Annotated in this window: 23 protein-coding genes; 12 read left to right on the forward strand and 11 right to left on the reverse strand. The window is 71.2% G+C overall.

Translation table 11 applies throughout. The features are described from left to right. Positions 1–8: 8 nt before the first annotated feature. A complete protein-coding gene (locus DFR69_RS02230; RefSeq protein WP_110036095.1) occupies positions 9–905 on the reverse strand; it encodes an inositol monophosphatase family protein in 897 nt (298 codons plus the stop codon). Between the two features lie 96 nt (positions 906–1,001). Between DFR69_RS02230 and ppgK the strand changes: the two genes are divergently transcribed. From ppgK to DFR69_RS02245, 3 genes are all read left to right on the forward strand, one after another. Beyond that, complete coding sequence (gene ppgK / locus DFR69_RS02235; protein WP_110035697.1) at positions 1,002–1,760, forward strand: polyphosphate--glucose phosphotransferase; 759 nt, start codon at positions 1,002–1,004, stop codon at positions 1,758–1,760. A 218-nt stretch (positions 1,761–1,978) separates the two neighbouring features. Beyond that, positions 1,979–3,346, forward strand: coding sequence for an RNA polymerase sigma factor (locus tag DFR69_RS02240; RefSeq protein ID WP_110035698.1), 1,368 nt, complete (start codon positions 1,979–1,981; stop codon positions 3,344–3,346). Between the two features lie 247 nt (positions 3,347–3,593). Next, complete coding sequence (locus DFR69_RS02245; protein WP_110035699.1) at positions 3,594–4,562, forward strand: MHYT domain-containing protein; 969 nt, start codon at positions 3,594–3,596, stop codon at positions 4,560–4,562. Here DFR69_RS02245 and DFR69_RS02250 read toward each other — a convergent pair whose 3' ends face one another. Genes DFR69_RS02250 through DFR69_RS02260 form a run of 3 tightly spaced genes read right to left on the reverse strand, consistent with a single transcriptional unit; the run spans position 4,563 to position 6,640 of the window. Then, complete coding sequence (locus tag DFR69_RS02250; RefSeq protein WP_110035700.1) at positions 4,563–5,741, reverse strand: cation:proton antiporter; 1,179 nt, start codon at positions 5,739–5,741, stop codon at positions 4,563–4,565. Between the two features lie 5 nt (positions 5,742–5,746). Beyond that, positions 5,747–6,229, reverse strand: a complete 483-nt coding sequence (locus tag DFR69_RS02255) for a cation:proton antiporter regulatory subunit (RefSeq protein WP_110035701.1) — start codon at positions 6,227–6,229, stop codon at positions 5,747–5,749. A 39-nt stretch (positions 6,230–6,268) separates the two neighbouring features. Continuing rightward, the gene (locus DFR69_RS02260; protein ID WP_110035702.1) at positions 6,269–6,640 is read right to left on the reverse strand and encodes a DUF952 domain-containing protein; all 372 of its coding nucleotides are present in this window, start codon (positions 6,638–6,640) and stop codon (positions 6,269–6,271) included. A gap of 373 nt (positions 6,641–7,013) precedes the next feature. Between DFR69_RS02260 and DFR69_RS34970 the strand changes: the two genes are divergently transcribed. Continuing rightward, positions 7,014–7,208, forward strand: a complete 195-nt coding sequence (locus DFR69_RS34970; RefSeq protein WP_029903635.1) for a DUF7455 domain-containing protein — start codon at positions 7,014–7,016, stop codon at positions 7,206–7,208. A gap of 102 nt (positions 7,209–7,310) precedes the next feature. Here the strand turns inward: DFR69_RS34970 and DFR69_RS02270 are convergent, their stop codons facing one another. Then, entirely contained in the window at positions 7,311–8,072 is a 762-nt protein-coding gene (locus DFR69_RS02270) for a TetR/AcrR family transcriptional regulator (protein WP_186817555.1), read from the reverse strand. A 127-nt stretch (positions 8,073–8,199) separates the two neighbouring features. On the opposite strand from DFR69_RS02270, the gene DFR69_RS02275 reads away from it, so the two are divergent. Both DFR69_RS02275 and DFR69_RS02280 read left to right on the forward strand, forming a co-directional pair. Further along, a complete protein-coding gene (locus tag DFR69_RS02275; protein ID WP_110036097.1) occupies positions 8,200–10,050 on the forward strand; it encodes a DEAD/DEAH box helicase in 1,851 nt (616 codons plus the stop codon). After that, positions 10,050–10,598 (forward strand): hypothetical protein, encoded by a 549-nt coding sequence (locus DFR69_RS02280; RefSeq protein WP_110035703.1) that lies wholly within the window; start codon positions 10,050–10,052, stop codon positions 10,596–10,598. The genes DFR69_RS02275 and DFR69_RS02280 overlap by 1 nt, the downstream gene beginning before the upstream one ends. 11 nt (positions 10,599–10,609) lie before the next feature. On the opposite strand, the gene DFR69_RS02285 is transcribed toward DFR69_RS02280, so the two are convergent. Beyond that, positions 10,610–11,344: an SDR family NAD(P)-dependent oxidoreductase gene (locus DFR69_RS02285; RefSeq protein WP_110035704.1), complete on the reverse strand. Its 735-nt coding sequence runs from the start codon at positions 11,342–11,344 to the stop codon at positions 10,610–10,612. A 138-nt stretch (positions 11,345–11,482) separates the two neighbouring features. Between DFR69_RS02285 and DFR69_RS02290 the strand changes: the two genes are divergently transcribed. After that, complete coding sequence (locus DFR69_RS02290) at positions 11,483–12,112, forward strand: TetR/AcrR family transcriptional regulator (protein WP_110035705.1); 630 nt, start codon at positions 11,483–11,485, stop codon at positions 12,110–12,112. Positions 12,113–12,226: 114 nt separating this feature from the next. Here DFR69_RS02290 and DFR69_RS02295 read toward each other — a convergent pair whose 3' ends face one another. Then, positions 12,227–13,903 carry a DEAD/DEAH box helicase gene (locus tag DFR69_RS02295; protein WP_110036098.1) on the reverse strand — a complete coding sequence of 559 codons (1,677 nt, stop codon included), beginning with the start codon at positions 13,901–13,903 and terminating at the stop codon, positions 12,227–12,229. A gap of 250 nt (positions 13,904–14,153) precedes the next feature. On the opposite strand from DFR69_RS02295, the gene DFR69_RS02300 reads away from it, so the two are divergent. Further along, complete coding sequence (locus DFR69_RS02300) at positions 14,154–15,278, forward strand: YihY/virulence factor BrkB family protein (RefSeq protein ID WP_110035706.1); 1,125 nt, start codon at positions 14,154–14,156, stop codon at positions 15,276–15,278. On the opposite strand, the gene DFR69_RS02305 is transcribed toward DFR69_RS02300, so the two are convergent. Continuing rightward, positions 15,251–15,487, reverse strand: coding sequence for a DUF3039 domain-containing protein (locus tag DFR69_RS02305; protein WP_110036099.1), 237 nt, complete (start codon positions 15,485–15,487; stop codon positions 15,251–15,253). The two genes, DFR69_RS02300 and DFR69_RS02305, sit on opposite strands and share 28 nt — an antisense overlap. A gap of 143 nt (positions 15,488–15,630) precedes the next feature. Here DFR69_RS02305 and DFR69_RS02310 point away from each other — a divergent pair, with 143 nt between their 5' ends. Next, the gene (locus DFR69_RS02310) at positions 15,631–15,987 is read left to right on the forward strand and encodes a DUF3099 domain-containing protein (protein ID WP_110036100.1); all 357 of its coding nucleotides are present in this window, start codon (positions 15,631–15,633) and stop codon (positions 15,985–15,987) included. On the opposite strand, the gene DFR69_RS02315 is transcribed toward DFR69_RS02310, so the two are convergent. Further along, on the reverse strand, positions 15,958–17,322 hold the full coding sequence (locus DFR69_RS02315) for an MFS transporter (protein ID WP_110035707.1): 1,365 nt from the start codon (positions 17,320–17,322) through the stop codon (positions 15,958–15,960). The two genes, DFR69_RS02310 and DFR69_RS02315, sit on opposite strands and share 30 nt — an antisense overlap. 275 nt (positions 17,323–17,597) lie before the next feature. On the opposite strand from DFR69_RS02315, the gene DFR69_RS02320 reads away from it, so the two are divergent. The 3 genes from DFR69_RS02320 to DFR69_RS02330 all read left to right on the forward strand — a co-directional run bounded on the left by DFR69_RS02320 (position 17,598) and on the right by DFR69_RS02330 (position 21,062). Beyond that, positions 17,598–18,344: a VOC family protein gene (locus DFR69_RS02320; protein WP_110036101.1), complete on the forward strand. Its 747-nt coding sequence runs from the start codon at positions 17,598–17,600 to the stop codon at positions 18,342–18,344. A gap of 62 nt (positions 18,345–18,406) precedes the next feature. Next, positions 18,407–19,924, forward strand: coding sequence for a DUF7782 domain-containing protein (locus DFR69_RS02325; RefSeq protein ID WP_110035708.1), 1,518 nt, complete (start codon positions 18,407–18,409; stop codon positions 19,922–19,924). A gap of 169 nt (positions 19,925–20,093) precedes the next feature. Next, a complete protein-coding gene (locus DFR69_RS02330; protein ID WP_110035709.1) occupies positions 20,094–21,062 on the forward strand; it encodes a sigma-70 family RNA polymerase sigma factor in 969 nt (322 codons plus the stop codon). 117 nt (positions 21,063–21,179) lie between these two features. Here DFR69_RS02330 and DFR69_RS02335 read toward each other — a convergent pair whose 3' ends face one another. Both DFR69_RS02335 and DFR69_RS02340 read right to left on the reverse strand, forming a co-directional pair. Next, positions 21,180–23,927, reverse strand: coding sequence for a bifunctional acetate--CoA ligase family protein/GNAT family N-acetyltransferase (locus tag DFR69_RS02335; protein ID WP_110035710.1), 2,748 nt, complete (start codon positions 23,925–23,927; stop codon positions 21,180–21,182). Beyond that, on the reverse strand, positions 23,920–25,161 hold the full coding sequence (locus DFR69_RS02340; RefSeq protein WP_110036102.1) for an acetoin utilization protein AcuC: 1,242 nt from the start codon (positions 25,159–25,161) through the stop codon (positions 23,920–23,922). The genes DFR69_RS02335 and DFR69_RS02340 overlap by 8 nt, the downstream gene beginning before the upstream one ends. Positions 25,162–25,273 lie beyond the last annotated feature (112 nt).

The following is a 25,273-nucleotide window of genomic DNA, read 5'->3' on the forward strand; positions in this document are numbered from 1 at the left end:
CGCCGGTCCTAGTCGGGCAACGCGGTGGTCGCGCCGACCCGCGTCAACAGCGCGGACAGATCGGCGGCCACCCCCGGCGCCGCCACGACCGTCAGCTCCCCGGCGGCGCCGCCCACGGTGACATCGGGGACGCGCACCACCGCGCCCGCCTCGGCGGCGATCAGCGCGCCCGCGGCCCAGTCCCAGGCGTTGAGCCCGTGTTCGTAATAGCCGTCGAGTTCGCCCGCCGCGACATGACACAGGTCCATGGCCGCCGCGCCGAGCCTGCGGATGTCGCGGATCTCCGGCAGCACCGCCGCCAGGAGTTCGGCCTGCTTCGCGCGGCGCGCGGCCCCGTAGGCGAAGCCGGTGCCGATCAGCGCCACCGCGAGTGAATCCTCGCGCGCGCACCGCAGTCTGGTGCGGGTGCCGTCGGCGCGCACGGCGTGGGCGCCACCGCCGAGCGCGGCGCTGTAGGTCGTCGCGGTGGCCACGTCGACGACCGCGCCCGCCACCGGGCTGCCGTCGCGCACCGCGGCCACCGACACGGCGTAGCCGGGCAGTCCGTAGAGGAAGTTGACGGTGCCGTCGATCGGGTCGACGACCCACGTGACGGCCCCCGCCGCGCTCGCGCCGACGTCACCACCGCCCTCCTCCCCCAGGATCGGGTCGGCGGGCCTGCGCTCGGCCAGCAGCGCGCGGATGAGCTGTTCGGACTCGGTGTCGACGACGGTGACCGGGTCGGTGACGTGTCCCTTGGTCGCGACCGCGCCCGCGGCGGGACCGTCCGCGGCGAACACCTGCGGTCTGCGGGCACGCACGTGCGCGGCCGCAGCTTCGGCGAGTTCCACGGCGAGCGAACGCAATTCGTCGTGATCGGCGGCGACGGTGGGGGCGATGGTCTCGGAGCTCGTGTGTTCGGGCACCACTCCATGCCATCACATGCCGGGTCGACTCGCCCGGAACGTGACACCCGCTACTCTTTGTCAGGCACATCGACCGGACCAGCGAGGGGTTGAACCATGTCTGCTCGAGGGCACGCCTTCGGCATCGATATCGGCGGTAGCGGCGTCAAGGGCGCGCAGGTGGATCTGGCCACCGGCCTGCTGACCCACGACCGGATCAAGATCGCCACACCGCAGCCGTCGACCCCGGACGCCGTCGCAGGCGCGGTCGCCGAACTGGTCGCCCAGGCGGGCTGGGACGGGCCGGTCGGCCTGACCATGCCCTGCGTGGTCCTCGACGGCCACGCCATGACCGCCGCCAACATCGATCCGGGCTGGATCGGCACCGACGCGCGCGCCCTGTTCGCCGAGGCGCTGGGCGGGCGCGAGGTGACGGTGCTCAACGACGCCGACGCGGCGGGCCTGGCCGAGGACACCTACGGCGCCGCCCGCGACCTCGACGGCCTCACCCTGCTGCTCACCTTCGGCACCGGCATCGGCTCGGCGCTGCTCTACAACGGCACCCTGGTGCCGAACTCCGAACTGGGTCACCTGGTGGTCGAGGGCGCCGAGGCCGAGCACCAGGCCGCCGCCTCGGTGAAGGACCGCGAGGCGCTGAGCTACCCGCAGTGGGCGCAGCGCGTGAGCACGGTCCTGCGCCACATGGAGGACCTGTTCTGGCCGAAGGTGATCGTCGCGGGCGGCGGCATCAGCCGTGATCACGAGCAGTGGATTCCGTTGCTCACCAACCGAACTCCGGTGATTCCGGCCGTTCTGAAGAACACCGCGGGTATCGTCGGCGCGGCGATGGCCATCGAGGGCGGCATCGCACCGTAGCCCGGCGCGCGGGGCGACGCAACGCCTCGGTGGCATCGTGCCATGAGTACCCTGGTTGGATCGTTACAATGGAACACGTCCGGCGGTGAGCCGGTGAAACCTTCCGGCCGCAGCCGGTCGCCCGCCGACCGACGCACCGCCGGTGCAACCCGACCGACCGCTCCGCCGGAACATCACTCTGGCGTGACGCCGCACGAGACCGTCACGAAAGGGCGTACGTGGTAGCCACGAATACCCGTCAGACCGCCGACTCGGCCGACGCCGACGCCGACGCCACCACCCCGGCCAAGAAGGCTCCGGCCAAGAAGGCCGCCGCCAAGAAGGCCCCGGCGAAGAAGGCCGCTGCCAAGAAGGCTCCGGCGAAGAAGGCTGCCGCCAAGAAGGCTCCGGCCAAGAAGACCGCCGCCAAGAAGGCGACCGCGGCCGAGGGTGGCGCCGAGCAGCTCGACGACGAGTCGATCGAACTCGACGATCTCGGTGATCTCGAGGTCTCCGAGGACGAACTCACCGACGGCGACGCGCTCGTCGAAGAGGTGGCCGAGGACACCGCCGAGGAAGCCGAGACCGAGGAGCCCTCCGAGAAGGACAAGGCCTCCGGCGATTTCGTATGGGACGAGGAGGAGTCCGAGGCGCTGCGGCAGGCCCGCAAGGACGCCGAGCTCACCGCCTCCGCAGACTCGGTGCGCGCCTACCTCAAGCAGATCGGCAAGGTCGCGCTGCTCAACGCGGAGGAGGAGGTCGAACTCGCCAAGCGGATCGAGGCCGGCCTGTTCGCCGCGGAGAAGATGCGCGAGTTCGCCGAGGCGGGCGAGAAGCTCTCGGTGACCACCCGCCGCGATTTCAACTGGATCGTGCGCGACGGCAACCGGGCCAAGAACCATCTGCTCGAGGCCAACCTGCGCCTGGTCGTCTCGCTGGCCAAGCGCTACACCGGTCGCGGCATGGCGTTCCTGGACCTGATCCAGGAGGGCAACCTGGGTCTGATCCGCGCGGTCGAGAAGTTCGACTACACCAAGGGCTACAAGTTCTCGACCTACGCCACGTGGTGGATCCGCCAGGCCATCACCCGCGCGATGGCCGACCAGGCCCGCACCATCCGTATCCCGGTGCACATGGTCGAGGTCATCAACAAGCTCGGTCGCATCCAGCGCGAGCTGCTCCAGGATCTGGGCCGCGAGCCCACGCCGGAGGAGCTGGCCAAGGAAATGGACATCACGCCGGAGAAGGTGCTGGAGATCCAGCAGTACGCGCGTGAGCCCATCTCGCTGGACCAGACCATCGGCGACGAGGGCGACAGCCAGCTCGGCGACTTCATCGAGGACTCCGAGGCCGTCGTCGCGGTCGACGCGGTGAGCTTCACCCTGCTGCAGGATCAGCTGCAGTCGGTGCTGGAGACCCTGTCCGAGCGCGAGGCGGGCGTGGTCCGACTGCGGTTCGGCCTGACCGACGGTCAGCCGCGCACCCTCGACGAGATCGGCCAGGTCTACGGCGTGACGCGTGAGCGCATCCGCCAGATCGAGTCGAAGACGATGAGCAAGCTGCGCCACCCGAGCCGTTCGCAGGTCCTGCGCGACTACCTCGACTAGCGCACAGCGCAGGAGGCCCGTTTCCGTCCCCCGGATGGAAGCGGGCCTCTTTTTGTTTCCGAATGAGAATTCCGAGCGGTTGGTATTCCCAATAAACCGAACACGGTAACCGTTTCGTGATCAAACCCACACCGCCGAATCGCCCTGTGAACACTCCGGATTCACGATTCGGCCCGTATCGTCGGGCACCAAGCTTTTCGTTCTACCGCCGCCCGGCTGCGGTAATCGGCATTGAGGGTTTCGCGGCGTGCTCGACATCTATCACTTCAGCTACGGCTGGATCACCCCTGTTCTCGCGTATTTCATGTCCGTCACGGGCTGTCTGCTGGGTCTGCAGTGCGCCGCCCGCGGCCGCAACGCGGTCGAGGGCCGCGTGGGCTGGCTGATCGGCGCGGCGATCGCGATCGGCGGAACCGGCATCTGGGTCATGCATTTCATCGCGATGCTCGGATTCACCATCCGCGGCAGCGAGATCCGCTACGACATCCCGCTCACGCTCTTCAGCGCGATCACCGCGATGGTGGTCGTCGGGATCGGCTTGTTCATGGTCAACAAGCCCCAGCCCACGCTGCGTTCGCTGCTGGCGGGCGGCACCATCACCGGCCTCGGCGTCGGCACCATGCACTACACCGGCATGTACGCGATGAAGTCGACGGCGACGGTCTCCTACGACGCGGGCCTGGTCACGCTGTCGCTGGTGATCGCGGTGGTGGCCTCGGTCGTGGCGCTCTGGTTCACCTTGCGCGTCAAGGGTTTTCTCGCCACCGTCGGCGCGGCCATCATCATGGGCGTCGCCGTCACCGGCATGCACTACACCGGCATGGCCGCCATGCACGCCCATGCCAACCACCATGCCGCGCCGCCCTCCGGCTCGGGCGCGATGGATCTGCTGGCGCCGCTGATCGGTGTGAGCAGCATCGTCACCATGCTGGTGCTGATCAGCGTGAGCCTCACCGAGATCGAGAACGAGGAGGCGCTGCCGCGGATGTGGCTGACCTCCCGGCACCAGCCGAAACCGCGCACCCGGCCGAACCCGCCCGCGCCGCAGGCCGTCGCGCCGATGCCGGTGCCGCCGCCCGCGCCGCCGCTGCCCGCGGGGCAGCCGACGCACGGCGCGCCGATGCCCGTTCCGCTTCCGGGCGAGCGGATCGAGTACCGCACCGAGCAGCTGGCCTACGAGGGTGTCGGCGCCTGGCCGCGGCGCATCGTCGACTGATCAGTTCGCGGCCAGTCCGGTTCGGCCCCTGCCGAACTCGACGACCGGCTCGACGATCCTGGCCGCGATCGGCCCGAGAATCGCCATCAGCAGCACATAGGCCGAGGCGAGGGCGGCCAGGCGCGCGTCGGCCTTGCCGTAGGCGACCGCGAGACCGGCGATGACGATGGAGAACTCGCCGCGGGCCACCAGCGCGGCGCCCGCCCTGGCCCGGCCCAGTGGCCGGATCCCCTGCCTGCTCGCCGCCCACCAGCCGACGGCGATCTTGGTGCCGGTGGTGACCACGGCCAGCGCCACGGCCCAGCCGAACACCGGCGGCACGGCGGCCGGGTCGATGGACAGGCCGAAGGCGACGAAGAAGATCGCGGCGAACAGATCGCGCAGCGGTTCCAGCAGCCGGGCGGCCTCGTGCGCGGTGGATCCGGAGATCGCGATGCCGAGCAGGAACGCACCGACCGCGGCGGAGACGTTCAGCGCGGACGCGGCACCGGCGACCAGCAACGCGGCGCCGAGCAGCTGCAGCAGGAACACCTCGCGGTCGACGCTGTCGACCACCGCCGAGACGAATCGACCGAACCGCAGCGCCACGATCAGCACCGCCGAGATGGTGGCGAGCGCGATCGCCAGCGACACCAGTCCGCTGAGCAGGCTCAGCCCGGCCAGCATCATCGTCAGGATCGGCAGGTACACCGCCATCGCCAGATCCTCGAACACCAGGATCGACAGCACCACGGGCGTCTCGCGGTTACCGAGGCGGCCCAGGTCGTCGAGCACCTTGGCGACAATTCCCGAGGACGAGATGTAGGTGACGCCGCCGAGCACGACGGCCCCGACCGTCCCCCAGCCGAGGATCAGCGCCACCGCCGCGCCGGGCAGCGCGTTGGCGACCAGGTCGAGCACGCCCGCCGCCCAGGACCGCCGCAGACCCGTCATCAGCTCGGGCGCGGTGTACTCCAGCCCGAGCAGCAACAGCAGCAGGACCACGCCGATCTCCCCGGCCAGGTGCCCGAACTCGGTGGCCACCTCGAGCTCGAAGAATCCACCGCGCCCGAACGCCAGCCCGCCCAGCAGATACAGCGGGATCGGCGACATGCCGAACCGGCCGGCCACCCGCGCGCAGATCCCGAGCGCGAACAAGATCACGCCGAGTTCGAGCAGAGCGAGCGCCTGCGAGGTCACGGCGGTCAGCCGTGCGTGAGGATCTTCGCGGCCGCGTCGAGGCCGTCCGGGGTGCCGACGACCACGAGCAGATCACCCTCGGTGAAGGTGAAGTCCGGGCCCGGCGACGGGTGCAGCTGACCGGCGCGCATCACCGCGACGATCGAGGTCTTGGTACGGGTGCGCATGGCGGTCTCGCCGAGTGTGCGGCCCGCGTAGGGGGAATCGTCGAGGACGGCGAGCTGGCGGGTGGTGATCCCGGGGAGGTCGCGATGGTCGTCGTTGAGCTTGGCGACCAGTTGCGGCGCGCCGAGCAGATTCGCCAGCACCGACGCCTCGTCGGTCGAGAGCGGGATCTGCGCGGCGATCGCGTCCGGGTCGTCGGACTTGGACACGATCAGATCGATGTCGCCGTCGCGGTGGGCCACCACGCCGACGCGGCGGCCCGACCTGACTTCGAAATCCTTGCGCACTCCGATCCCCGGTAGCGCTGTGACGTCGACGTTCACCCTGCCCAGGGTAGTCCCGAGCGGTCCGCCGATCGTGATCTACGACACCTCGCCACGCCGGGGCGTGGTGAACGCGCCGCCGGGTCCCGGCGCGTACGGCTCGGCCGCGAGCACCGCGGCGACCGGGAGCGGTCCGTACAGGTGCGGGAAGAGCATCGACGCGGGAGCGCTCGGCACGCCCGGCTCCCATCTCACCTCGCCGGCGAGCCGGTCGGGGTCGAGCCACAGCACCATCATGTCGGTGCGTCCGGCGTAGAGCCGGTTGGCGGGCAGATGGACCTGGGCCGGCGTGGACAGGTGGACGAAGCCGCTCTCGGCCAGCGACGGCGGCCTGCGTTCCCCGGCGGCGCGGGCCTGCTCCCATTCTTGGGAAGAACACAGATGAACAAGCGTGTGGGTGTCGGATATCACGGGTAATCTCCCGGTAGACAACAGGTTCGGACGACGAAGACCCTGTCACAAGATCGCGCGTAACGAGCAACACCGCAGCGAGCGATCACACCCATGAGTGGCAGGAGTGACTAGGAGGTGGGACAGACGGCGCCACGGGTGATCGGCGAGTGCTCGAGACGGTGACCAGCGACTGTTCGCTTTCCGCGAAACCGCAGGTCGTGTTATCGAAAACACAAAGATTCACTTCCGGGAACAAAGCCTGAACCCCGATCGTCTGACAAAGTAGTCGTACCACTGCTGGGAAGTAGCGGACGCGAGCCACGTGGAGTGACCACGGGGCCCACACCTAGGCGAACGGCCACGCAGCGCCGGGAGCCGGGACGGAGGAGTCATGCCAGGAACCCTGACCAGCACCCCACTGACCGCGGTCGATCGTTGCGATCGTTGCGGGGCGGCTGCCCGAGTGCGTGCCGTTCTTCCCGCGGGTGGCGAGTTGCTCTTCTGCCAGCACCACGCGAATGAACACATGGACCGTTTGCGCGAGCTCGAAGCCGTGATCGACACGGAATCAGCCCCCGCTCTCTGACCACTCCTCGCGTCCGAAACAACAACATCTGACAACAGAACATCCCGACAGCGGGCGACCGGATTCCGGCGCCCGCTGTTCGTGTGTCCGGGGCCGCCTCGTTCAGGCGCGCGCGTCGGCCAGGATGCCGTCGACCAGGGTGGCCACCCCGTACTCGAAGGCGCCGTCGGGGTCGGCCGGCGCCTGGTGGTGCTCGCCGACGGCGGTGCCGACCCGCCCGGCCAGCGGGAAGTCCTCGGCGGGCATCACCCGCGCCAACAGCGGACCGTGGACCTGCCACCAGTCGGCGTCGCTGAGCTGAGCGGCCGCGCCCGCCGCCGCCACGGCGAGGCGGGCGTTGCCGGTGGCGAAGTCGGTGAGCACCGCGATCGCCCGGTCCATCGCGAGGTCGGACAGGCCGGTGTCCTCGATCGCGCGCAGCTGGTTCTCGTAGCGGCGCATCCTCGCCGGACCGAGCACCTGCCGCCACGGCGACACCTCGAGCAGCCACGGATGCGCGAGCAGCTCGGCGCGCACGCCCGCGGCGATCGCGATCATCCGATCCCGGACCGGCAGCGTGTCCGGGATCGGCGGGTCGCCCGCGGCGACGGCGTCGACCATGAGCACGACCAGCGCGTCCTTGCTCGGCACATAGGTGTAGAGGCTCATCGCGCGCAGGCCGAGTTCGGCGGCGACCGCGCGGATGGTCAGTTTCTCGATGCCGTCGCGGTCGGCCAGTGCGATGCCCGCGGCGACCACGGCGTCGACCGAGAGGGTGGGTTTCGGGCCGCGCGCGCCGGGCTTGGCGGGCAGCGCGTGCCGCCACAGCAGCTCGACGATCCGGGTGGCCTGCGCGGTGGGATTCTCCTCGCCGTGGGTGGGCACCGGTCCCGTCCTTTCTGGCACTCGGGAACAAACTCAGTACAGTGTACGTTGTTCGGTTGTTCGTGTTGCCCGTTCAGAGGAGAACGCCCTGCCCGCCACCCAGGCCACCTACCTCCCCGACCGTCACCTGTTCGCGCTGTGGACCTGGACCGGCCACGGCGCCGGGCCCGCACCCGATGACGTCGGCGATCCCGAACTGCTGACCCTGGCGCTGCCGGTCGGCGACCGCGGCGCGATCGCGCCGATCGAGATCGCGGCCGCGGTGGTGACCCCGACCGAACTGGCCACCGTGCCCGACGCCGACCTCGCGCCGTCGGCGCACGCCTGGCGCGCTCTGCTCGCGGCCACGGACGAGTCCACCGGCCGGCCGGCCGACGCGTCCGCGACGCGCGCGCCGGACCACGGCCCCGCCGCCGGGACCGATCCACGTGGGATCGATCGCGCGACCGCGCTGTCGGCCACCGTCGGCGCGTCAACGCTGCCGATCGCGGCGCACGCCGTGCCCGACGCGGTCGGCGGCGCGATCGTGTCGGCCGAGCGGGCGGTGCGCGTGCTCCGCGACACCGAGGTGGTCGGCGCGGAGGTGGCCGAGGTGCTCGATGCCACGCTGCGGCCCTATCAGGTGCGCGGAGTGAGCTGGCTGCGCGAGACGGTGGACGCGTACGGCGGCGCGGTCCTGGCCGACGAGATGGGCCTGGGCAAGACCGTGCAGACCATCGGGTTCCTCACCGGACGCGCGGTGGACGGCCCACAGCTCGTGGTGTGCCCGACCTCGCTGGTGGGCAACTGGGTCCACGAGATCACGCGCTTCGCGCCCGGACTGAAGGCGGTGTCCTGGCGGGGTGGCGACGTGCCCGCGACAGCGGGAGCCGTTGTCGTCACCGGGTATCCGACGCTGCGGCTACACGGCGCGGCACTGACCGAACAGCAGTGGGCGACCGTGGTGTTCGACGAGGCGCAGGCGCTGAAGAACCCGCGCACCCAGGTCTCGAAGGCCGCGCGCGCCCTGCCCGCCGCGGCCAAGGTGGCCCTCACCGGCACACCGGTGGAGAACCATCTCGACGAGCTGTTCGCACTGCTGAATCTCACGGTGCCGCGGCTGTTCGCGCACCGGACCCAGTTCCGGCGCCGGTTCGTCAAACCGATCGAGGAGGGGTCGGCCAGCGCGGCCGCCCGGCTGCGCGACGCGGTGGAGCCGGTCGTGCTCGGCCGCAAGAAGATCCACGTGGCGGCCTCGCTGCCCGCCAAGATCCACAGCGATCTGCTCTGCGATCTGACCGCCGAGCAGGAACGGGTGTACGACGCCGTGCTGGCCGAGGCGCTCGACGAGGGCTTCGGTTCCGGTCTGCAACGGCAGGGCCGGGTGCTCGCCGCGCTCACCCACCTCAAACAGGTGTGCAACCACCCCGGCCTGGTCTCCGGTGACCTGGGCGAGCTCGCGGGCCGCTCCGGCAAACTCGACCTGTGCGCCGACATCGTCGGCACGAATCTCGACACCGGCGACCCGACGCTGATCTTCACCCAGTACCGGCAGACCGGCGAGCTGCTGGTGCGCCACCTCGCCGAGCAGTTCGGGATCGAGGCGCCGTTCTTCCACGGCGGGCTCGACGCCGACCAGCGCGCCGGGATCGTCACCGCGTTCCAAGCACCCGACGGCCCACCGGTTCTCGTGCTGAGCCTGCGCGCCGCGGGCACCGGGCTCACGCTCACCCGCGCCGCCGACGTGATCCACTTCGACCGCTGGTGGAATCCGGCGGTCGAGGCGCAGGCCTCCGACCGGGCCCACCGGATCGGGCAGACCCGCACCGTCACCGTCACCACGCTCACCAGCGCCACCACCGTCGAGGAACACATCGCGGCGATGCACACCCGCAAGTCGGCGCTGACCGACCTGTCCGATGCGGCGGGCATCGCCGAACTGGCCCGGCTCGACGACGACGCCCTCGTCGACATCCTGCGACGGAAGCGAGAGAACTGATGCCGGACAACGAATTCGGCTACACCCCCTGGGGCAAGGACTGGGTGCGCCTGGCCGAACCGCTGCGCCAGACCCGCCCCGAACCGCTGCTCCCCCGCGCCCGCAGCATCGCCCGCAACGACGGCGTGCGCACCGAGATCGAGGCGCGCACGGTTCGCGCGCACCTGCATCGCGGCGGCCAGGCTTCGGTCGCCCACGTCGAGGTGGCGCCGCTGAGCCGCGCGGCGGTCACCGCGATCGCCGCGGTGATCCCGGACCCGTCGGTGCTCACCGACGAGATGCACCGTGCCCTGGTCGATGCCGGGCACTCACCCGCCCCGACGCTGGTGAGCACCGACTGTTCCTGTTCGGCGCGGACCGCGCGCTGCGTGCACGTGCTCGCCGTGCTGTACACGATCGCCCGGCAGGTCGACGAGAACCCGCGTCTCGCACTGGAACTGCAGGGTTTCTTCGACGCGACCGCCGAGGACGGGGCGCCTGCGCAGGCACCCCGGTGGACCGCCGTCAACAGCCTCGACCCGAGCCAGTTCTTCGTGCGGACGCCCTGACCGGGGCATGATCAGGCGTTGGTGCCGCCGTCGACGGTGATGATCGCGCCGGTGACGCTGCGCCCGGACGGCCCGGCCAGGAACGCGACCAGATCGGCCACGTCCTCGGGCGCGCCGAAACGCCCGAGCGCGTTGAACTCCCGCTGACCGGCCGCGTGGTCGCCGGCGGCGGGATTCATGTCGGTGTCGGTGGGACCGGGCTGCACGAGGTTGACGGTGATCCCACGCGGCCCGAGTTCCCTGGCCAGCGCCTTGGTGTAGCCGTTGAGCGCCGACTTGCTCAGGTTGTACAGCGCGATCCCACCGAACAACGCCCTATCGGTCAGGTTCGAGCCGATCGAGATGATCCGCCCGCCCTCGCCCAGGTACGCGAGCGCGGCCTGGCCCGCGACGAACGGGGCACGGGCGTGGATGTTCAGCGCGCGGTCGATCTCCTCCACGCCGAACTCCTCGTACGGTTTGGCCGGGAAGATACCCGCGTTGTTGACCAGCACGTCGAGCCGTCCGAGCTCGCGCGCGGTCCGCTCGACGGCCGCCACCACCTCGGCGGCGTCGGCGCTGTCGGCGCGCAACGGCAGCGCCCGCCGACCCAGCGCCTCGACCTCGGCGGCCACCGCCTTCGCCGCGACCTCGTCGCGCTGGTAGGTGAACGCCACGTCGGCGCCCGCGCCGGCCAGTTTGCGGACGATGGCGGCGCCGATCCCCCTGCTGCCGCCGGTCACCAGGGCGACGGTGTTGCTCGTCATCTGCACGCTCCAATTCTGTAGTGATCGATACACAAAGAGCCAAGCGCATCGCCCGGCCTGGCGTCAAGAGTTTCTTACCGATCGATACAGAAATATCTGAGCGGGGTATATTCGACGATCGATACGGAAAGGGAGCTCATGGCAGACCGTGGCCGCCCGCGCGGCTTCGACCGTGACGTCGCCCTGCGGCGCGCGATGGAGGTGTTCTGGGAACGCGGCTACGACGGCGCGTCGATGAGCGATCTCACCACCGCCATGGGCATCAACTCCCCCAGCCTCTACGCGGCCTTCGGCGACAAGGAGGCCCTGTTCCGGGCCGCCATCGAGCTCTACGGCCGCACCGAGGGCTCCCGCACCGCCCGCGCCCTGCGCGAGGAACCCACGGCCTACGCCGCGATCGCGGCGATGCTGCGCGACAACATCACCACCTACACCGACCCCGATCTGCCGCACGGCTGCATGGTCGTGCTGGCCGGTGCGACCTACACGACCAGGACGGCCTCGGTCCGCGACTTCCTCGTCGAGGCCCGGCGCCACACCACCGCCGACATCCAGGTCCGACTGGACCGCGGTGTCCGCGAGGGCGATCTGCGACCCGGCACCGATACCGCGGCGCTGGCCGCGCTGTTCAGCACGGTGCTGTTCGGCCTGTCGATCCAGGCCAGGGACGGCGTCGGCCACGCCGAACTCAGCGCCGCCGTCGACAGCGCGCTGGAGGTTCTCGCGCCCGCGGTGACAGCGCAGAGCGCGCACGTTTCCCACGACTGACGGCGAACCGCGCGGCCACGCTCCGGCCGGAGTGCTCGGATCACGCGTCGCGACCGCGGGTCCGCGCTCCCGACCGCACGCTGCCGCGGGCGGATCGGACCGCGGTGCGCGCCGCTACTGGCGGCGCAGGGCGGCGATGCGCTCGCTCAGCTGGTCGGCGGTCGCCAAGGCGGTCGGCGGACCACCGCACTCCCGGCGCAGCTCACCGTGGATCACGCCGTGCGGCTTGCCCGTGCGGTGGTGATGCATGGCGACCAGGCTGTTGAGCTCGCGGCGCAGCTCACCGAGCTTGTCGGAGGTGGCGATGCGTTCGGCGACCGCGGCGGGCGCGGGCGCAGCCTCCTGGGCGCTGCGGTCGGCGAGCTGACGGGTCTGCCGTTCCCGCAGCAGCGCCCGCATCTGGTCGGCGTCGAGCAGGCCGGGGATGCCCAGGTAGTCGGCCTCCTCGTCGCTGCCGGCGAAGGTGGCGGTGCCGAAGGAGGATCCGTCGTAGATCACCTGGTCGAGCTCGGCGTCGGCCGCCAGCGCGACGAAGGACTTCTCCTCCTCGCCCGGTTCGTCCTTGGTCTTGTTCGCGTCGATCAGGAGCTCGTCGTCGAGCGCGTTCTTCTCCCGGTGCGGCTTGCCGATGACGTGATCGCGCTGCAGTTCCAGCTGGGCGGCCAGATCGAGCAGCACCGGCACCGAGGGCAGGAACACACTCGCGGTCTCGCCGGGCCTGCGCGCACGCACGAAACGGCCGATGGCCTGGGCGAAGTACAGCGGCGTCGACGCGCTCGTCGCGTACACGCCGACCGCGAGGCGCGGCACGTCGACACCCTCGGACACCATGCGCACCGCGACCATCCACGGCTGGGTGCCCTCGGCGAACTCGCCGATCCGGCTCGAGGACTGCGGATCGTCGGAGAGCACCACGGCGGGCTTCTCCCCCGAGATGTGTTCCAGCAGTTCGGCGTAGTCGCGGGCACGTTCCTGGTCGGTGGCGATCACCAGGCCGCCCGCGTCGGGAATGCCGGAGGCGCGCAGCTGCCGCAGCCGGACGTCGGCGGCGCGCAGCACCGCGGAGATCCAGTCGCCGGCCGGGTCGAGCGCGGTGCGCCAGGCGCGCGCGGTCTGTTCGGCGTTGAGCGGCTCGCCGAGGCGGGCGGTGTGCTCTTCGCCCGCGCTGTCGCGCCAGTGCGCGTCACCGGAATAGGCCAGGAAGACCACCGGGCGCACGACGCCGTCGGCGAGGGCGTCGGCGTAGCCGTAGGAGTGATCGGCGCGCGAGCGCGGGAAGCCCGCCTCGTCGGGTTCGTAGGTGACGAACGGGATCTTGGAATCGTCGCTGCGGAACGGGGTTCCGGTGAGCGCGAGGCGGCGGGTGGCGTCACCGAAGGCTTCCTCGGTGGCCTCGCCCCAGCTCTTCGCGTCGCCCGCGTGGTGGATCTCGTCGAGGATCACCAGGGTGCGGCGGTTCTCGGTGCGCACCCGATGCCGGGTGGGGTGGGCCGCGACCTGCGCGTAGGTCACCACCACGCCGTGGTAGTCGCCCGAGGTGCCGCCGGTGGAGTTGGAGAAGCGCGAGTCGAGCTGGATGCCCGAGCGGGCGGCCGAGGCGGCCCACTGGTGCTTGAGGTGCTCGGTGGGCGCGACGACGGTGATCTGGTCGACCGTGCGGTCGGCCAGCAACTCCGCGGCAACGCGCAGGGCGAAGGTGGTCTTACCGGCGCCGGGCGTCGCGACCGCGAGGAAGTCGCGTGGCTTGGTGGCCAGGTATTTCGTCAGGGCTCGGCGCTGCCAGGCGCGCAGGGTTCCCCCCGATACACCCCCCGTCGCCGAATCGCCCGGTGTACCCGCATCCTTCGCCGCAGCGGCGCCACCCGACCCAGTCACGCACACGACCCTAGCCGCCCGGTACGGCGTGTCGCCAAACCGACGCGGGGTGCGCGACAGGCATCACAACCGCGTGCGAGGTCACCGGCCATTTACCTGTTACCCGCCGACACGATGCCCGGCCCGTCCCCCATCGTCGCGTTTCGTGCGGGATGCTGGACACGACATGAGCAATGACCAGGTCCGGGCAGCCGATGCGGCGCACCCACCGCGGACGCACGAGTCCGGCGGTGCGACAGCGCTGCCCCTCGACGGAGCCGGGACCACCGGGCAACGCCCCCGCGAACATCGCTGGTGGGTGCGCTGGGTGGTCACGGCGTGGCGACTCGTGGCGCGCGTGTCGGTCAAGGCCTGGAACGACTCGATCTTCGCCAAGTCGGCGGCGGCCGCGTTCTGGCAGACCCTGTCGCTGGCGCCGCTGCTGCTGGGACTGCTCGGCAGTCTCGGCTATGTGGGCGGGCTGTTCGGGCCGGACACGGTGCAGATCGTGGAGGCGAAGATCATCGCCTTCAGCCGCGACTTCTTCAGTCCCTCGGTGGTCACCGACCTGATCGAACCGACCGTCGACGACGTGCTCGGCCGCGGGCGTGGCGCGGTGGTCTCGGTCGGTTTCGTGCTGTCGCTGTGGGCGGGTTCCTCGGCGATGGCGACCTTCGTCGACGCGATCACCGAGGCCCACGACCAGCAGGACGCCCGGCACCCGGTGTGGCAGCGGATCTTCGCGCTGCTGCTGTACGTGCAGTTCCTGGTGGCGGCGGTGCTGATCCTGCCGGTGATCGCGCTGGGTCCCACCCGCATCGGCCGGGTGCTGCCCGAGGCCTGGCGCGAGCCGGGACTGCGCCTGATCGACACCTTCTACTACCCGATCGTCGGTCTGCTGCTGATCGTCGGGCTCACCACGCTCTACAAGCTGGCGTTGCACAAGTCGCTGCCGTGGCATCGGCTGTTCGGGGGCGCGCTGGTGGCCGGCGTGTTCTTCATGGGCGCCAGCGACCTGCTGCGGCGGTATCTGTCCTGGATCACCGCGACCGGCGTCAGCTACGGCGCGCTCGCCACCCCGATCGCGTTTCTGCTGTTCACCTATTTCCTGGGCTTCGCGCTCATCCTCGGCGCGGAGTTCAACGCCGCGGTGCAGGAGTTCTGGCCCGCGCGGGCCACCAGGATGGAGCAGGTGAAGGAGTGGCTGAGCAACCAGGTGCGCGGTGACGACGAGCGTGCGGACACCGCCGACGCCGCCGGGGCGGCGCCGGTCACCGAGGCGGCTCAGTCGCCCTTGCGCAAACCGTCGTAGATCTTCTTGCAGTCCGGGCACACGGGCGAGCCGGGCTTGGGCGAGCGCGTCACCGGGAAGACCTCACCGCACAGCGCGACGACCATCGTGCCCATCACGGCACTCTCGGCGATCCGGTCCTTCTTCACGTAGTGGAAGAACTTGGGGACGTCGTCGCCGGTCGTCTCGTCGGTCGTGGTGTCCGGGCGTACCAGAGTGTCTGTACTCACGCCTTCCATGATGCCGCATCCGGCGGGTGCGTCGCTGACCAGCCGCGTGTGCGCTCGTCGGCGGCGAGTGGAAGACTCGGGGTATGCAGTCCTACGGCGAGCCCTCCGGCGCCGACGAGCCGACACCGGACCCGGAGGTGACGATGCCCGCCGCGCCCTCCTCGCGCGGCTATTTCCCCGGCGCCGACGCCAAGCACCCCGTGCTGATCACCGAGGCGGCGCCCTCGCTCGACGAGCAGCATCGCGCCCGGGTGCGCCGCTACACGTTCATCATGGCCTTCCGCATTCCGTGCCTGATCCTGGCCGCGGTCGCCTACAGCATGTTCGAGAATCCGCTGCTGTCGATCCTGATCATCGTGGCCTCGGTGCCGCTGCCGTGGATCGCGGTGCTCATCGCCAACGACCGGCCCCCGCGCACCAAGGACGAACCGAGCCGCTGGGACGGCCGTCGCAATCAGGCCGCCCTCGATTCACGCCCGCACCGGGCCATCGACGGCTGACCGGTCCGGCCTGCGCACCAGCACCGACATCACCGCCGCGATCCCACACAGCCCGCCGGCCAGGTACCAGGCCAGGTCGTAGGAGCCCTGCAGATCGCGGACCAGCCCCGCGCCGGTGGCCGCGATCGCCGCGCCCACCTGGTGCGCGGCGAAGACCCAGCCGAACGCGATGGGCCCGTCGGCGCCGAACAGTTCCCGGCACAGCAGCACCGTCGGCGGCACCGTCGCGATCCAGTCCAGGCCGTAGAAGATGATGAACACCCACATGCTCGGCTCGACGTGCGGGGCGAGCAGCGAGGGCAGGATCAGCAGCGACAGGCCGCGCAGCGAGTAGTAGCCGAGCAGCAGGTAGCGCGGGTCGACGCGGTCGGAGAGCCAGCCGGAGGCGATCGTGCCCGCCACGTCGAAGACCCCGATCAGGGCCAGCAGCCCGGCGGCCGTGGTCGGCGGCATCCCGTGATCATGGGACGCGCTGACGAAATGGGTGCCGACCAGTCCGTTGGTCGACGCGCCGCACACCGCGAAACCGCCTGCCAACAGCCAGAACCCCGGCTTGCGCGCCGCCTCGGCCAGCACCCGCAGCGCCCGGCCCGCACCGCCGGTGCTCGGCACGCGCAGGCCGTCCGCGGATCCGGGCTTTGCGCCGTAGGCCCTGACCCCGGCGTCGCTGGGGTAGTCGCGCACGAACAACCACACCAGCGGCACGACGGCCAGCGCGACACCGGACACTATCAGCGACGGCACCCGCCAGCCGTGCTCGTGCGCCAGCATCGACACCAGCGGCAGGAAGATCAGCTGGCCCGTGGCGCCCGCCGCGGTGAGCACGCCGGTGACCAGGCCGCGGCTGCGCACGAACCAGCGCCCGGTGATGGTCGCGACGAACGGCATCGACATCGACCCGACGCCCACCCCGACGAGCAGTCCCCAGGTCGCCACCAGCTGCCAGGCCTGGGTCATGAACACCGTGAGCCCGCTGCCCGCGGCGATCAGCGCCAGCGCGGCGCAGACCACCCGGCGGATTCCGAAACGATCCATCAGGGCCGCCGCGAACGGCGAGATCAGGCCGTACAGCAGCATGTTCAGCGAGACGGCCGTCGAGATGGTGGCATGCGACCAGCCGAACTCGGCGTGCAGCGGGTCGATGAGCACGCTGGGCACGGAGCGGAACGCGGCGGCGCCCAGCAGCGCGACGAAGCCGACTCCGGCGACGATCCAGGCGGGGTGCAGGCGGGTCCGATCGTCGGTCGCGAACCCGCCCGCGGGCTCCGGCGTCGCGGTGCCGGGATCGACCGGGTCGTCACCGGCCGGGCTCGAGGGGGCGCGCAAGTCGGTCATCCGAGTAGCGTGCCGGATCGCCATCGCCCGATCGAGTGGCCGTGATGCCATCTTTCATCGATATCCTGCCAGCCGGCGCCGCCCACGCTCGACGCCCGGGAATCGGGTCGACAGCGCGTGCCCCGGTGACCTAGCGTTCGGTTGGGGCACGTCCTCGCGCATCCCGCGCGCCCAACCCTGCGGCTGGTGCGCGAAAAGCGCTGTGCCCAGGCATTATTCGGGCGAGGACGTGCCGGAACGACCGTGACCGGCTCGGCGGAGGTATGGGAGGCACGATGATTCGCTGGATGTGGGCGTTCCTGGATCGGCCCGCCGCGTCGTTCGACGACAGTGTGCGATTCTGGGCGACCGTCACCGGATCGGCGGTCTCCCCGCCACGCGGCGCGCACGGCGAATTCGTCACGCTGCTGCCCGAAACCGGCCCGGCGTGGGTGAAGATGCAGGCCGTCGGCGACGCGGGCGGCATCCATCTCGACCTCGATGTCGACGACGTCTCCGCCGCCGTCATCGGCGCGACCGCGCTCGGCGCCCGCGTGGTCACCACGGCGCAGGACTACACCGTGCTCGAAACGCCCGCGGGACAGACCTTCTGCTTCACCCCCTACCGGCGCGACGGGGACGGGCCGGTCACGGTCTCGACCGCGCCCGACGGCACCGTCACCCGGCTCGATCAGATCTGCCTCGACCTGGCGGCCGCCGACGTGGCCGTCGACACCGCCTTCTGGCGGGCCGTCACCGATTGGAGCGCGCTGCAGACCCGCAGTCCCGAATTCAGCCGCCTGCGCGGCGACGGCAAGCCTCTGCAGTTCCTGCTGCAACGGCTCGACGATCCACGGCCCGCGAGCGCGCACGTCGACGTGGCCTCCGCCGACATCGCCGCCACCGCCGCCTGGCACGAGTCCCTGGGCGCCACCCGCGTCGCCACCGAACAGCACTGGATCGTCCTGCGTGACCCCGGCGACAGCGTCTACTGCGTGACCGCCCGCGATCCCTACACCGGCCTTTTCACCCCGCGCGCCTGAGCCCCCGACGCGCCGGCCCAGCTGGTGGTTCCGGCGCGGACGCGCCCTGGCAGAGTGATCGGGTGCCTACGAAGCCCACCGCCACCGGTTCCCTGCTCACCGCACTGTGCCCCGACCTGCGCACCGCGCTGACCCGGGTCGGCTACGACGCCGACACCCTGCTGGACGCGCTCGGCGCCGACGCGCACGCCGCGCTGGGCCGGTCGGAGCCGGTGCCGGTGCGCAGGGCGGCACGCGCGGCGGGCGAGCTGGGCACCCTGGTCCGGCTGCTGCTGCTCGGTGACGCGCTGCCCGAACGGGCGGTGGCGGCGGCGCTGGCGCCGGTGCGGATCGACGACGCGGTCGCGGCCGGCCTGCTGGTGCGCGACGGCGACGAGGTCAGGGCCGCCCTGGACCTGCGCCCGCTCGACGCCGGGTCGGGCACCCGCTGGATCCTGTCCGACCTCGACGACTCGATGCGCAGGCGCACCCTCACCGAGGACCACGTGCTCGGCGTCGGCCACGCGTCCCTGTCGCTGCTGCGGGCCACCCCGACCGAGCCCGTCGGCACGGTGCTCGATCTCGGCACCGGCTGCGGCGTCCAGGCCGTGCACGCGGCGGGTTACGCGGGGCGCGTCACCGCGACCGACGTCAACGCGCGGGCACTGTGGCTGGCCGAGGCCACCGCCGCGCTCAACGAGCTCGACATCGAACTGCTCGAAGGCTCCTGGTTCGAACCGGTGGCCGGACGCCGGTTCGATCAGATCGTGGCCAATCCCCCGTTCGTGGTCGGCCCCGCCCGCATCGAGCACACCTATCGCGACTCCGGGCTCGCGCTCGACGGCGCCAGCGAACTCGTCATCGGCCAGGCCCCCGAACTGCTCGCGCCCGGCGGCACCGCGGCCATGCTCGCGGCGTGGGTGCACGTCGACGGGCAGGACTGGCGACAGCGGGTGTCCTCCTGGCTCCCCGCCCACGGCGTCGACGCCTGGGTCGTGCAGCGCGACGTCGCCGATCCCGCCCTCTACGTGGGTACCTGGCTGCGCGACGCGGGCCTGGACCCCCGCGATCCCGCGGCCCAGGAACGCGCCGACCAGTGGCTGGCGGCCTTCGAAGCCGCCGACGTCGAAGGCATCGGCTTCGGGTTCGTCTACCTGCACGCCATCGACGGCCCCACGGAGCTGATGGCCGAGGACCTCACGCACGGCTTCGACGACCCGCTCGGCGGCGAGGTGGCGCCCTACTTCGCCCGCTCGGCCTGGCTGCGCGCCGTCGCCGCCGACGAGAACCTCGCCTGGAGTTCCCGGTTCGCGCCGAGCCCGGCCACCGCGCTGGAACGGATCTACCTGCCCGGCGAGAACGGCTGGGACGAGCGGGTGACGCGGCTGCATCGCGGCGACGGACCCCGCTGGCAACACGAGGTCGACGACGCCACCGCGGCCCTGGTCGCGGGAATGCGACCGGATGGTCTGCCGTTGTACGAACTGCTCGAACTGCTGGCCCTCGCCGACGGTGCGGAGCAGGTCACCCCCGAATTCGCCGCCGAGGCGCTGGGCGTGGTGGCCGGGTTGGTCCGCCACGGACTGGTGCGACCCGTCTGAGCCGCGACGTCGGTGGTGGCCGGTTCCGAGACGGCGAGCTTCTCAGGAACTTCTCAGCCGTCTAGGTGGGAACCCGCAGCTCAGAGCGGTTTATCGCCGATCGGATCGGGAACTTTCTCTAAGTCGGGTCCGTTGATCGGAGTGAGACACCACCGACAGGAGGCAAGTCATGACAAGCCCCGCCACTACTCGTGTGCGCCCCAGCGAGTCCGATATCGACGCCCAGAGCCCGGCCGCCGACCTGGTACGCGTGTACCTGAACGGAATCGGCCGCACGGCACTGCTCACGGCGGCCGACGAGGTCGAACTGGCCAAGCGTATCGAGGCGGGCCTGTATGCCCAGCACCTGCTCGAGACCGGCAAGCGGTTATCCGCGACCCGCAAGCGTGACCTGGCGATTCTGGTCCGCGAGGGGCAGTCCGCCCGCTCGCATCTGCTCGAGGCCAACCTGCGCCTGGTCGTGTCGCTGGCCAAGCGCTACACCGGCCGCGGCATGCCGTTGCTCGATCTGATCCAGGAGGGCAACCTCGGACTCATCCGCGCGATGGAGAAGTTCGACTACGCCAAGGGCTTCAAGTTCTCCACCTACGCCACCTGGTGGATCCGCCAGGCCATCACCCGCGGTATGGCCGACCAGAGCCGCACCATCCGGCTGCCCGTGCACCTGGTCGAGCAGGTCAACAAGCTCGCCAGGATCAAGCGTGAACTGCACCAGCAGCTCGGCCGCGAGGCCACCGACGCCGAGCTGGCCGCCGAGTCGGGCATCCCGGTCGAGAAGATCGCCGATCTGCTCGATCACAGCCGCGACCCGGTGAGCCTGGACATGCCCGTCGGCAACGACGAGGAAGCCCCGCTGGGCGACTTCATCGAGGATTCCGAGGCCACCTCCGCCGAGAGCGCCGTGATCGCCGGCCTGCTGCACCACGACGTGCGCAGCGTCCTGGCCACCCTCGACGAGCGCGAGCAGCAGGTCATCCGCCTGCGCTTCGGCCTCGACGACGGCCAGCCGCGCACCCTCGACCAGATCGGCAAGCTGTTCGGCCTGTCCCGCGAGCGGGTCCGCCAGATCGAGCGCGAGGTCATGTCCAAGCTGCGCAAGGGTGAGCGCGCCGATCGGCTGCGCGCCTACGCCAGCTGATCCCGCAGACCCGACGGCCCTTGTACGGGGGTCGTCTTCCGAAACGCCGACCGGTGTCCGCGCCCCCTCCCCTCCGGGGTCGCGAGCCGGTCGGCGTTGTTCGTCCGTCCGGCCTGCTCACGCCAGCCGGCGCGGACCGGTGTCGAACCGGCTCGGCTCCGGACCGATCCGGGCCCGGGCGTAGATGATCTCCGCCGAGGCGGGCGCGGCGAGCACCGGATCGCACGAGAGTTCCCGCATCTCCGGTAGATCGTCGAACAGCGCCGAAATGCGTTGCGCCAGTTCGGCCAGTGCCGCCTTGTCGACGGCGGGTCCGGCCGGCCCGCCCGAGAGCAGCGGTGCGGCGCGCGGCGCGTCGATCAGGGCGTTCGCCTCTGCCTCGGTCAGCGGCAGCGCACGGTAGGCGCGGTCGCCCAGCAGGTCGATGATCAGGCCGGACAGGCCGAACTCGATCACCGAACCGAACGAGGGGTCGTCGGTCACCCGCAGCACGCAGCCCACGCCCTTGGTCGCCATCTTCTGCACGTGCAGCAGTGGATCACCGCAGATCGTCACCAGATCGGTGTAGGCCTGGCGGACCGCGTCGGGCCCCCACAGGTCCAGCCGCACCCCGATCAGGTCGGGGCGGCGTCGCCACAACTCCCCGGTCGCCTTCGCCGCGACCGGATAGCCGAGCTCCGCCGCGGCCGCCACGGCCTGCTCCGCGTCGCGCACCGCCCGGAACTCGACGACCTCGATGCCGTAGCAGCCGAGCAACCGCACCGTCTCCTCGTCGGTGAGCCAGCGGCCACCCGACTCGGTGAGCCAGCCCTGCACCAGCGCCGCGGCGGCCGCGGTGTCGATGCCGGGCGGCCGGACCACCGGCGAGACCGGCCGGTCCCGCCAGCGCGCGTACCGCTCGACGCGCGCGAGCGCCCTGGCCGCGCGCTCGGGATCGGGATAGGACGGGATCGATCCACGGGCAGGCGCACCGCCGGTGGTGCGCACCGCCAGCAGCTTCGGAATGCCCGATTCGGCGACGAAGGTGGTGAGCACGGGCTTGTCGCGATCGGGCGCGGCCGCCGAGGCCGCCCGCAGCGCGTCGGCGAAACCGCCCATCGGGACCGGCACCGGCGGCGCGACGACGACGATCACCGCGTCGACCTCGTCGCTGCGCAGCGCGGCCAGCACGGCCTCGCGGTAGTCGGCCGGGGTGGCCTCCGGTCCCAGGTCCACCGGACCACCCGCCGTGGCGCCGAGCGGGCCGCGCTCGGTCGGGCGGGCGCCGGGGCCGCGGTCGACGGCGGTGACGGGCCGGTGCACCAGCAGGCCCTCGCTCTGCGCGGCGTCGATGGCCAGCCAGTTCAGCGCGGCGCTGTTGCCGACCACCGCGACCCGGGGGCCGCGCGGCAGCGGCTGACAAGCCAGCAGCGCGGCGCAGTCGAACAGCTCGGAGATGGAGTCGACCTGGATCACCCCGGCCTGGGTGAACAGATCGCGCACCACGGTGCGGTCCATGTCGGTCCCGGCGGCGAGCCTGCCGCTGCTCACGGCCACGATCGGCTTGCCACGTGCCACCCGCCTGGCCAGCCGGGAGAACTTGCGCGGATTACCGAAGCTCTCCAGGTAGAGCAGGATCACCTCGGTGTCGGCCGCGGTGTCCCAGAACTGCAGCAGATCGTTGCCGGAGACATCGGCGCGATTGCCCGCCGAGACGAAGGTCGACAGGCCGAGATTGCGGGCGGCGGCCTCGCCGAGAATCGCCGCGCCCAGCGGCCCGGACTGGCAGAAGAAGCCGATCCGGCCGCGCTCGGGCAGCACGGGCGCGAGCGTGGCGTTCAGGCCGACGGCCGGGTCGGTGTTGGCGATGCCGAGCGCGCTCGGCCCGACCACGCGCATGCCGTGGCCCCGGGCGGCGACGACGAGGTCGTGCTCGGCGGCCAGACCCGCCGGTCCCGTCTCGCCGAAGCCCGCGGTCAGCACCACCAGGCCTTTGACGCCCTTGGCCATACAGTCGTCGAGCACCGAGCCGATCGCCGCGGGCGGCACGGCCACCACTGCCAGATCCACTTCGTCGGGGATCTCGCGCACGGTCGCGTAGGCGCGCACCCCGCGCACCGAGCGCCGATGCGGATTGACCGGGAACACCGGTCCGCTGAAGCCGCCTGCGAGCAGGTTCGCCAGCACCGCGCCGCCCACCCTGGTCCGCTCCGGTGACGCGCCGATCACCGCCACCGAACCGGGCGCCAGCAGATTTCCGACACTGCGCGCCTCGGAGGCGGCCTCCCGCGAATCCCGCACCGTGCGCAGCGCTTCGGTGGGGTCGATGGCGAATTCCAGGTGGACCTCGGCGCCGTCGCGGCTGCGCTGGAGCTGATAGCCCGCTTCCCGGAACACCGTCACCATCGCCTCGTTCTCGGCGAGCACCTCGGCGACGAACGCCACCACCTCGTTCTCGGCCGCCGCCCCGGCGAGGTGCTCGAGCAGAATCGAGCCCAGCCCCCGTCCCTGGTGCTCGTCGGCGACGACGAAGGCGACCTCGGCGGCGCGCGGGCCCTCCCGATCCAGCAACTCGTAGCGGGCCACCCCGATGATCGCGTCGCCGAGCAGGGCGACCAGCCCGACCCGGTCGTGGTAGTCGACATGGGTCGTGCGGTACATGTCTTTCGCCGAGATCCGTGGGTACGGACCGAAATAGCGCAGATACCGCGTCCGATCGGAGAGCCCGGTATGGAAGGTGGCCAGGGCCGCGTCGTCGGTGGGCATGATCGGACGCACCCGTACCACGCCACCGTCGGCAGCGAGCACGTCGGCGTTCCAATGCTGCGGCGGCGCAGGCGGATTCGCCGGGGTGTCGGGGGTGTCGGGCAGCAGCGGCTCAGTCACGAGGGTCCTCCGGGTCGAGGCCGAGCAGGCCGAAACTCGCCCGCCGGGTGGCCGTGATGGCGGTGTCGACGGCCCGCTGGGCGCGGATCTGGCCGGCGTCGCCGATCTCCGGTGTGCCGCCGGGACCGTCCCACGGCCGGTAGGCGGTGTCCCCGCCGTCGCTCATGCTGGCCGGTGGCTGCACGCGCGGCGACGCGGCGCGCACCTGGTCGATCCAGTCGGCCGGGACCGGCGTCTCGGGCGGCAATGGGCGGTCCAGGGCCGCCGCGATCAGGTGGGTCCAGGCACGGGGCACCACCCGCACCACGCCGTACCCGCCGCCGCCGACGGCCAGCCACCGGCCCTCGGCATGGCGGTCGGCGAGCTCGCGCATGGCCAGGAACGCGGCGCGCTGACCGTCGACCGTGAGTTCCAGATCGGCGAGCGGGTCCTCGCGATGGGTGTCCACCCCGCACTGGCTGACGATGATCTGTGGCCGGAACGCGGCCACCGCGCCGGGCACCACGGCGTGGAAGGCCCGCAGCCACTGCGCATCCCGGGTGCCGGGCAGCAGCGGCAGGTTGATCGAGGTGCCCTCGGCCGCGCCGTGCCCGGTCTCGGTCGGCCAGCCGGTGTTGGGCCACAGGGTCGCCGGATGCTGGTGCAGCGAGACGGTGAGCACGCGCGGATCGGCGTAGAAGGCGCGCTGCACGCCGTCGCCGTGGTGGACGTCGACGTCGAGGTAGGCGATGCGGTCGAAGCCGTGGTCGAGCAGCCAGGAGATCGCGATCGCGGCATCGTTGTAGACGCAGAACCCCGCCGCCGAATCCGGCATGGCGTGATGCATCCCGCCGCCGATGCTCACCGCCCGCCTGGTGCGGCCCGCGGCGATCTCGCGCGCCGCGGCCAGGGTTCCGCCGACGATGACCGAGGCCGCCTCGTGCATGTGCGGGAAGACCGGGTTGTCGGCCGTCCCCAGGCCGTACGCGGTGTCCTCCGGCGTCGGCGGACCGTCACCCACGCGACGCACCGCCTCGATATAGGCCCCGCTGTGCACGCGCAGCAGGTCGGTCTCGGTGGCCGATTCCGGCGAGAGCCGCTCGACACCGTCGAGTACACCCAGACTTTCGGCCAGCGACATGGTGAACTTCAAGCGCGCCGGTTTCATCGGATGCTCCGGCGTCCAGGTGTAACCGAGGAATCGCTCGGTCCACACGACGGTGCCCGGCTCAGTGCTGCGCGGCGGCGTGACCATGGTCGCCACGCTAGCCGGAAGCAGCGGGCCCCGTGTGGCGTTGACATGCAGTAGAAATAGGGCCGCTGGTCCGACGGGCGGACCGGCGTTCGCGCGTGGGTAGAATCATGCC

Source organism: Nocardia neocaledoniensis (assembly GCF_003182135.1).
GTDB lineage: Bacteria > Actinomycetota > Actinomycetes > Mycobacteriales > Mycobacteriaceae > Nocardia > Nocardia neocaledoniensis.